Origin of the sequence: Kineococcus gurbantunggutensis (assembly GCF_050871925.1) — a bacterium.
GTDB lineage: Bacteria > Actinomycetota > Actinomycetes > Actinomycetales > Kineococcaceae > Kineococcus.
Map to the genome: position 1 here is coordinate 1 of NZ_JBJLSG010000215.1, position 6,725 is coordinate 6,725.

A 6,725-nucleotide genomic window follows, 5' to 3' on the forward strand; every position below is an offset into this window, starting at 1 on the left:
GGGCGCCCGCGGGGGCCGTCGCGGGTGCGGGCCGCTCAGCGGGCCGCGGGAGCGCGGCGGCGCAGCAGCGCCAGCACGAGGGCGGCCAGGCCCAGCACGAGGCCGGCCCCGCCCAGCGCGCGGGCGGTGCCGTCCGCGCCGGTCCCCTGCGCGGCGCCGGTCCCCTGCGCGGCGGTCTCCTCCGCGGCGGTCCCCTCCGCGCCGGCCTGCTGCGCGCCGGCCGTCGGCGCGGCGCCGCCGTGCGCGCCGTGGGCGCCGTGGGCGTCCTCGGCGGCGGCCGTGGTCATGAACTCGGGCGCGGGGCTCTCCGGCTCCTCGGCGCCCGGGTCGGCGACCTGCGACCAGTCGGCCACCTCGCCGTCGGCGTAGGTCTGCACCGCGGGCAGCAGCACGCGGGTGCCCTCGGCGGGCAGCGGCCCCACCGACAGCGCGAAGCGCTGGAACTGCCCCACGCCGATGCCGCCGGTGCCGGGCTCGGCGGTCCAGGTGACCGTGCGCGGGGCGCGGGTGATCGTGGCGCCGGAGACCTGCACCGGCTCGGGCAGCGCCGCCTCCTCCACGACCGCCGTCCAGCCCGGCACGGGCTCGACGGAGACGGAGGTGAACGGGGTGTCGTCGGGCAGGGTCACGCGCAGCGAGGTGGTCGCGGCGGTGTCCGACTCGTTGGGCACGCGCAGCGTCACCACGCTCCACGACCCGGCGGCCGTGGCGTCGGGCACGGCGCGCACGTGCGCGGAGGCCGCCGGGGCGGCGGCGAGCAGGAGCGCGGCGGCTCCGGCGGCGCCCAGCAGGGCGCGGGCGGGCAGGGCGCGGGTGGGCAGGGTGGAGCGCGGGGTGGAGCTCATGGGGGTCCTCCGGGTGGTTCAGCGGGTGGTCGTGGCGGGGGCGGACCCCGCCGGCGGACCACGGCGCGCCACCCGGCGCGCGACCACGGAGCGCGGGCGCACCGCGACGACCACCGGCACCGGCGCCACCGGGCGCAGCACCGGCACCCGCAGCACCGCGAGCACCACGACCCGCAGCGGCTGCAGCCAGCTCCACAGCGACCACACCGCCCGCTCCCCGCGCGCCAGCACCAGGCCGGCGGCCAGGGTCGCGACGGCGTGCGCGAGCAGCATCGGCACCGCGGGCGGCGCGCCGCCGCCCGCGTGCCCGAGCGCCTGCGCGGCCAGGGGCACCCACTGCTGGTGGTGGCCGTGCGAGGGCACGTCGACGGTGTCGGCGGCCAGCACCCGCAGCGCGGCGTGCAGCGCGGCCTGCCCGCCGCCGAGGGCGGCGAGCACGGCGGGGGCGGACAGCCGGCGCCCGGCCAGGGCGAAGGCGCCGCACGCGGTCAGGGCGGCCAGGGCCGCCAGGACCAGCGGCGGCGGGAGCTGCGCGCCGCCGGTGACGTGCGCGGCGGAGGCGAGCGCGACGACGGTCAGCGCCAGGGCCCCCGCTCGGACCAGGCGCACCGCACCCCGGTCCGGCGACTGCACGCCGACACCGTACCCAGCCCCGCGGAGCGCGCGGGGCGGGTCCGGCTCAGGCGTCGCCGAAGGCGGCCTCCCACGGGCGCAGCAGGACCGCCCGCGCGTCGGAGGAGAGCAGGTCCGCGACGACCTCGGCGTGCACGACGCCGCTGACGACGTTCCACAGCCCGCTGGCGCCGTCGGCGACGTCGAGCCCGCCGGCGCGGAAGGCGCGCACCGCCAGCAGCTGCGCCACCGCGGCCGTGCGCACGCGGCCCGACAGGTGCACCGCCCAGGAGGCGTCGTGCACCGCGCTCGCCCAGTCCCCGCCGCTGGGGCGGTGCGAGTCGGACACGGCGCGCAGGCACGCGCGGTCGGTGCCGTCGAGGCGGGCCAGGCGGTCCAGGACGGCGCGCACGCCCTCCTGCGCCGGGCCGAGGTCCTCCGGGGTGGTGGGCAGCGGCGCCAGGTCGCGCGCGGCGTGCAGGTAGGGGCTGGCCAGCACCCGGCGCACCCCGTCGGGCAGGCGCTCGCCGAGGTAGGCGGACACGGCGGCGTCGGCGAGCACGTCGGCGGCCCGGCCGGCGGACTCGGTGCGCAGCCGCGGGCCGCCGTCCAGCGGGGCGCTCCACGTCCAGTCGAAGACGTCGTGGTGCACCAGGCGCACCAGGGCGTCCGCGTCCGCGATCGGGGAGCCCTGCAGGACGCGCACGACGCCCTTCTCCAGGCGCGGGCCGGTGAGCTCGTCGGCGAAGGCGCCGTCGGCCAGGCCGGCGGCGACCTGGTCCAGCACGTCGGTGATCACCGGCACGGCGCTGGCGGCGCGGCGCACCGTGCGCCAGGCCTCGGCGCGCGCGGCGGCGTCGTGGTGGGCGGCGAGGACGTCGATCTCGCGCGGCCCGCACTCCAGGGCGCGCAGCAGGACCTCGGCGGCGGAGTCGCCCGCCGGCAGGCGGACCAGGTCGAAGCCGAGCACCGGTGAGCTCACGAGCGAGTAGTGCATGGTGGTCGTGCCTCCCGGGCCGCGCGCCGCCGCACCGCCCGGGCGGGCGGCGCGTCTGTCCACCCTGGACCGGGTGGCGTGCCGCCACCCTGACACTGCGTGTCGGCGTTCGCCATGCACCGTCACGCGGACGGGTGCGTCGGGGCCTCCGGACGGCGCACGCTGCGCAGTCGCGCTGCTCCGTCCGGGGGGACGGGCGGGCGGAGCGGCCGTAACGTCGTGCCATGGCAGGCCCGGGCGCGGTGCGCGAGCCGCGCGGCGACGAGCACGGCGACGGCGACCGGCACGAGCACGACGACGGGCTGGAGCGGGACGACGGCGGCTCGGGCGCGGGCCCGGCGGTGTGGGCGCTGCTGGTGGCGGCGGTGGCGCCGGTGCTGCTGGCCGCGCAGGCCTGCCGGCGGTTCCTGGCCGGCGCGCGCGACGACGACGTGCAGGAGCTGCGCTGGAGGGCCCGGGTGAGCAGCCCGGAGGGCTTCGAGGGCGGCCTGTCCCCGCTGGGCGCGACCGACCGCTGGGGCCCGATGCTGGAGGCGGTGCCCGCGGCCACCGCGCTGCTGGCCTCGACGGTGGGGCTGCTGGCGGTGGCGGGGCTGGCGCTGGCGGGCCGGCCGGCGTGGCTGGCGCCCACCGCAGCGCAGCGCCGGGCCGGGGCGGGGGTGGCCGCGGTGCTCGTGCTGGCCTCGCTGGCGCTGGCGGGCGGCTCGCTGGCGACGGTGTCCGCCGAGGACGACGGGGGCCTGAGCCCCTGGGGCTCCTCGTGGAGCTGGCTGGAGGCGTGCGTGCCGCTGGGCACCGCGCTGCTGTGCGCGACGCTGGCGGTGCTGTGCGCGGGGGTGCTCCTGCGGCCCGGCCCGCGGCCGGGCGGTTCGGCGGACGGCTCGGCGGTCGCTTCGGCGGGCACTTCGGCGGGCGGTGCGGCGGAGGGTGCGGCGGGCGAGCCCGGGCCGCGGGCCGGGGCCTCGCCGGTGAGCGCGCCACCGGTCCCGGCGGTCACCTCCGCACCACCCGCCCCGCAGGCCCCACCGGCAGCGGCCCCTCCCCCGCCGGCGGCCGCGGCGCCCCCCGCGCCGCAGTCCGGGGCGGCGCCCCGGTCCGGGGCGGAGGGGCTGCCGCGCGTGCCGCAGGACGACCTGGCGCTGTACCGGCGCCCGTCGTGAACGGGCCCCGGACGGCCGCAGGCCCCCCACCGGTGGTGGGGGGCCTGCGGGGGGACGGGTCTCAGGCCGCGTCCGCGCCCTCGATCTCCAGCGCCTTGTCGACGTCGAGGACGAGCAGCAGCGCGTCGTCGAGCTTGTAGGCGCCGCGGATCAGCTCGCGGATCGGGCCGGACAGCGTGTCCGGCGGCGGCTCGAAGGTCGCGTCGGCGGCCTCGATGACCCCGCCGATGGAGTCCACCAGCAGGCTCCAGACCTCCTCGGCGGAGCGGACCACGACGTTCATCGCGGCCTGGCCCTCCTCGCGGTCCGGCAGCCACAGGCGCCGGCGCAGGTCCAGGGCGGTGACGACCTGGCCGCGCAGGTTGATCAGGCCGGCGACGGCGCGCGGCGCCAGCGGGGCGGGCGTGCGGGGCTGCTCGGTGAGCACCTCCTGCACGCGGCGGACCTCCACGCCGAACAGGTGGCCGGCGAGGGTGAAGGTGGCGTACTGCGTGGACACGTCAGACCCCCAGTCGAGAGGAAGCGGCGGCGTACTCGTTCTGAGCCTGCTCGGTGAAGAAGTTCGGGTCCGCCGCCAGGATCGCGGAGCGGACGTCGAGCAGCTCGGTCACGCGGTCGCGGATGACCGCGGAGCCGACCAGGCCCGCGTCGTCGATGTCGCTGCGCGCGTCCTGGCCCGAGACGATGTCGACGATCTCGTCGACGACGATCGCCACGGAGCGGCCGCGCGCGGAGTACACGACGCCCGGCAGGGCGGTGAGCTCCGGCTCGTCGAAGCCGCGCATGCTGCCCAGGTGGTTCGACAGGCGCACCAGCGGCAGGATCTCGCCGCGGTAGCGGACGACCTCGCGGCGGCCGACGCGCTCGATGGAGTCGGTCTTGAACTCCTCCAGGCGCGTGACGACGTCCAGCGGGATCGCGACCCGGCGGTCGTCGCCCAGGCCGACGACCAGCAGGCGCTGGCCCTCGCCGGTGGCGGCGCTGGCGGTGGCGGCCTCGGCCGCGGCGTGCTCCAGGCCGTCCGAGCGCATCGTGCGGCGCGCCAGGGACTGCACGTCGAGGATGAGCGAGACGCGACCGTCGCCCAGGATGGTGGCGCCGGCGTAGCTGCCGATGTTCTTCAGCGCCCCGGACAGCGGCTTGACGACGATCTCCTCGGTGTCCAGGACGCGGTCGACGACCATGCCGAAGCGGCGGCCGTCGCACTCCAGGACGGCGATGACCAGCTTGGAGGGCAGCTCCACGTCCGCGGGGCGCTTGAGCTCCAGCGCCTCCTCCAGGCGGATCAGCGGCAGCAGCGCACCGCGCAGGCGGTACACCTTCGCGCCGCCGACGTCCTCGATGGCCTTGGACATGCGCTCGGTGTCGAGGCTGACCAGCTCCAGCAGGTTGACCTGCGGCATCGCGTAGCGCTGGCCGGCGCACTCGACGGTCAGGGCCGGCACGATCGCCAGGGTCAGCGGGATGCGCAGGCGCCAGACGGTGCCCTGGCCGACGACGGACTCGACGTCGACGGAGCCGCCGATGCGCTCGATGTTCGTCTTCACGACGTCCATGCCGACGCCGCGGCCGGAGACGTTGGTGACCTTGGCGGCGGTGGAGAAGCCGGGCAGGAAGAGGAACTGCAGGACGTCGTTGGGGGTCAGCGCCTCGAGCTTGGCGGCGGAGACCAGGCCCTTCTCGACGGCCTTGGCGCCGATGACGGCCGGGTCGATGCCCTTGCCGTCGTCGCGGACCTCGACGACGACCTGGCCGCCCTCGTGCGCCGCGCGCAGCTTCAGGGTGCCGACCTCGTTCTTGCCGGCGGCGCTGCGCACCTCCGGCGGCTCGATGCCGTGGTCGACGGCGTTGCGCACGATGTGGGTCAGCGGGTCCTTGACCGCCTCCAGCAGGGTGCGGTCGAGCTCGGTGTCGCCGCCCTCCATCTCCAGCTTGATCTTGCGGCCCAGCATGTTGCCGAGGTCGCGCACGACGCGGGGCAGCTTGGACCACAGGTGGTCGATGGCCTGCATGCGGGTGCGCATGACCGTCTCCTGCATCTCGCTCGCGACGAGGTTCAGGCGGTGGCAGGCGCGGGTGAGGTCCTCGTCGCGCAGGGTGCCGGCGCGCTGGAGGATCTGGTTGCGGGCCAGGACCAGCTCGCCGGCCTGGCGGACCAGGGACTCCAGCAGCTCCACGTCCACGCGGATGCTGGCCTCGACGGCGGAGGCCTTCTCGGAGCCGGGGGCCTTCTCGGCGGCGGGCGCGGGGGCGGGCGCCGGGACGGCCGCCGGGGCGGGGGCCTCGGCGACGGGCGCGGGCGCCTCGGCGACGGGGGCCGGCTCGGGGGCCGGCTCGGGCGCGGGGGCCTCGGCGACGGGGGCCGGCTCGGGCGCGGGCGCCTCGGCGACCGGGGCGGGCTCGGCGGCGGGCGCCGGCTCCTCGACCGCGGGCTCCTCGGCCACCGGCGCCGCGGCGGGCGCGGGCGCGGCGGGGGCGGGCTCGGCGGCGACCTCCACGCCGGCGCCGTCGGCGGCCGGCAGCACCGGCACCTCGCCGTCGAGGACGGCGCGGATGGCGGCGACGACCGCGTCGACCTCGACGGACGCCTCGCTGCTGCTCTCCTCGATGGCGGCCAGCAGCGCGCGGATCGTGTCGACCATGCGCAGCAGGACGTCGGTGGTGATCGGGGTCATCACCAGCTGGCCGTCGCGCAGGCGGGCCAGCAGGTTCTCGCCGACGTGGGCGACCGACTCCAGGCGGGAGAACGCCAGGAAGCCGCTGGTGCCCTTGATGGTGTGGATCGTCCGGAAGACGCTGGCCAGCAGCTCGCGGCTGCCGGGCTGCTGCTCCAGCGCGACGAGGTCGGAGTCCAGCTGGTCCAGGTTCTCGTAGCTCTCGACCAGGAATTCCTGGACGATCTCGTCCATGTCGTCCATGCGGTTCCGCTCCGACTCTCGCGACGGGGTGATGTGCGGGGGGTGCGGCGCTCCGCCCTGGCGGGCGGCTCGTCGCTCGTGGTGCCTGGTTCACCCATCGGCACCAGCGGCGCGGAGCTGAAGCGCGGCGCGGGCGCGGACGCCGCCGGGGACGGCGGGAGGCCGGCACCCCGGGCGGGGTGCCGGCCTCCCG

Annotated in this window: 6 protein-coding genes; 1 reads left to right on the top strand and 5 read right to left on the bottom strand. The window is 78.0% G+C overall.

What is annotated here, in order from left to right:
- Positions 1 to 35: 35 nt before the first annotated feature.
- The 3 genes from ACRYR7_RS23425 to ACRYR7_RS23435 are packed head-to-tail and all read right to left on the bottom strand — an operon-like array spanning position 36 to position 2,439.
- The gene (locus ACRYR7_RS23425; RefSeq protein ID WP_432574621.1) at positions 36 to 845 is read right to left on the bottom strand and encodes a YcnI family copper-binding membrane protein; all 810 of its coding nucleotides are present in this window, start codon (positions 843 to 845) and stop codon (positions 36 to 38) included.
- Positions 846 to 863: 18 nt separating this feature from the next.
- Positions 864 to 1,478, bottom strand: a complete 615-nt coding sequence (locus ACRYR7_RS23430) for a hypothetical protein (protein ID WP_432574622.1) — start codon at positions 1,476 to 1,478, stop codon at positions 864 to 866.
- 46 nt (positions 1,479 to 1,524) lie between these two features.
- Positions 1,525 to 2,439, bottom strand: coding sequence for a hypothetical protein (locus tag ACRYR7_RS23435; protein ID WP_432574624.1), 915 nt, complete (start codon positions 2,437 to 2,439; stop codon positions 1,525 to 1,527).
- Positions 2,440 to 2,678: 239 nt separating this feature from the next.
- Between ACRYR7_RS23435 and ACRYR7_RS23440 the strand changes: the two genes are divergently transcribed.
- On the top strand, positions 2,679 to 3,614 hold the full coding sequence (locus tag ACRYR7_RS23440; RefSeq protein ID WP_432574626.1) for a hypothetical protein: 936 nt from the start codon (positions 2,679 to 2,681) through the stop codon (positions 3,612 to 3,614).
- Positions 3,615 to 3,675: 61 nt separating this feature from the next.
- Here ACRYR7_RS23440 and ACRYR7_RS23445 read toward each other — a convergent pair whose 3' ends face one another.
- On the bottom strand, positions 3,676 to 4,113 hold the full coding sequence (locus ACRYR7_RS23445) for a chemotaxis protein CheW (protein WP_432574627.1): 438 nt from the start codon (positions 4,111 to 4,113) through the stop codon (positions 3,676 to 3,678).
- Between the two features lies 1 nt (position 4,114).
- Positions 4,115 to 6,532, bottom strand: coding sequence for a chemotaxis protein CheA (locus ACRYR7_RS23450; protein WP_432574629.1), 2,418 nt, complete (start codon positions 6,530 to 6,532; stop codon positions 4,115 to 4,117).
- Positions 6,533 to 6,725 lie beyond the last annotated feature (193 nt).